At 70.6% G+C, this 1,501-nt stretch carries 3 protein-coding genes; 1 reads left to right on the top strand and 2 read right to left on the bottom strand.

Annotated elements, in window-relative coordinates:
- Together AOK24_RS44390 and AOK24_RS44385 are read right to left on the bottom strand one after the other, a co-directional pair.
- The coding region (locus AOK24_RS44390; RefSeq protein WP_159052245.1) for a hypothetical protein at positions 1–469 on the bottom strand (469 nt) is incomplete at its 3' end.
- 154 nt (positions 470–623) lie between these two features.
- On the bottom strand, positions 624–968 hold the full coding sequence (locus tag AOK24_RS44385) for a DUF6344 domain-containing protein (RefSeq protein ID WP_055725470.1): 345 nt from the start codon (positions 966–968) through the stop codon (positions 624–626).
- 328 nt (positions 969–1,296) lie between these two features.
- On the opposite strand from AOK24_RS44385, the gene AOK24_RS52090 reads away from it, so the two are divergent.
- A complete protein-coding gene (locus AOK24_RS52090; RefSeq protein WP_003999697.1) occupies positions 1,297–1,425 on the top strand; it encodes a DLW-39 family protein in 129 nt (42 codons plus the stop codon).
- Positions 1,426–1,501: the final 76 nt, after the last annotated feature.

Below are 1,501 nucleotides of genomic sequence, written 5' to 3'. Positions count from 1 at the left end.
CCAACTGCACCGCGCGCGCACGGTCCCTCGGCTTTGTGCGCGCGCGGTGCAGTTGGAGCCAGGTCAGGGCGCCCTGGGTGATGCCGAACACGGCGAGGGCGGCGGGGGCGTTGATGGCGAAGGCCGCCACGATGGCCAGGGTGATCGAGAACAGGGCCGGGGATTGACGTAGCCACCTCTCCCGCGTCGTCCCGGAGGGGCGCAGGAGGACGCCGCCCGCTCGCGCGTTGGCGACGAACAGGGTGAGGAAGCCGAGGAGGCAGGCCACGGAGGCCGGCATCAGGGCGACGCTCGGGTGGTCCTGGGTCGTGAGGAGCGCGAGGCCCGTGAAGCCCGCCGCGTAGAGCAGGCCCGCCGCCGGAGGGTGCCAGGCGGGGACTCTGCGGGCGTCGACGGCCGCCGTGCGCGCGCTGCGGGCGGCGGCGAGGGCGGCTTCCGCTGCCGCCGGGGTGGGGAGGTCCGTCGTCATGGAATCAGCGTGGCAAGTACTTTCCTATCTGGCAAGTACTTTCACTCGAAAGGGGCTTGGGCACGGCGAAGGCCCGGGGCTCGTGGGAGCCGCCGGGCCTGGCGTGCGGGGCGTACGCAAGTCCGCCGTCACTGTGTGAGGGTGCGCGGGAGGGTCAGCGCTGGAGGGGGGTCTCCGTGTCCGCCGTGGGGCAGTCCGGGGCGGTCTCGGTGAGGGGCTCCGCGTCCGTGCGCGGGAGGCGGCGGCAGTTCGGGGACTTGCCGTGGGCCTCGGCGCGGATGCGCTGCTTCATCGTCGGGGGGAGGGAGCGGACGTGGGACCAGTCCCAGAGCGGGGGTTCCGCCGTGGCCGTCGTCGCCGTCGTGGTCGTGTTGCGCGTCGTCTCGGTGTGGGCTACCGCGGGCGCGGCCGTCGTCGTGATGAGGCCGAGGGCCGTGAAGAGGGACAGGAGGGCGGTGACGATCGTCGTCCAGAACTTCGTGACCTGCGTGCGGGCCATGGCCCCTCACTTTCGGGTTGGGCGGATTTGCGTACTTTCCTCATGATGTGTATGTCGGGCGTCGAATCACGGACCGACGCACGTGGCGTGGCGATGTTCAGATGAACACCACCCGGATGGGTGCATGAGGGACGGAAGGGGCGAAAAGTGACCGTCCGTGGGGGTGTGATCACCCTCCGATCGGACCGGGGGCGTGCGCCCGCGCGGGGCGTCTACTCGGCGGTACCGAGCGGTAGTTGGGCGCCCGGGGAGGTCACCGATCGGTCTCGGCCGGTGTGTATAGTCGGGCGCCAGAGGTCCCCTACGTCAAGAAAGACGAGGTCGCGCGGTGAAGAAGCTTCTCCTGGTCGCACTGGCCGCCATCGGCGGGCTCCTCGTGTACCGCCAGATCCAGGCGGATCGCGCCGAGCAGGATCTGTGGACGGAGGCGACCGACTCCGTGCCCACGGGTTCGTGACTGCCGATTCCCAGAACCCCGACAGACACAGACAGACCCCGGCCGCCGATGCGGTCGGGGTCTGTCTGTGTCTGTC

It is taken from the genome of Streptomyces niveiscabiei, assembly GCF_001419795.1.
GTDB lineage: Bacteria > Actinomycetota > Actinomycetes > Streptomycetales > Streptomycetaceae > Streptomyces > Streptomyces niveiscabiei.
Note: the sequence above shows the minus strand (reverse complement) of the source record. Positions and strands in the feature narration are given on the sequence as shown.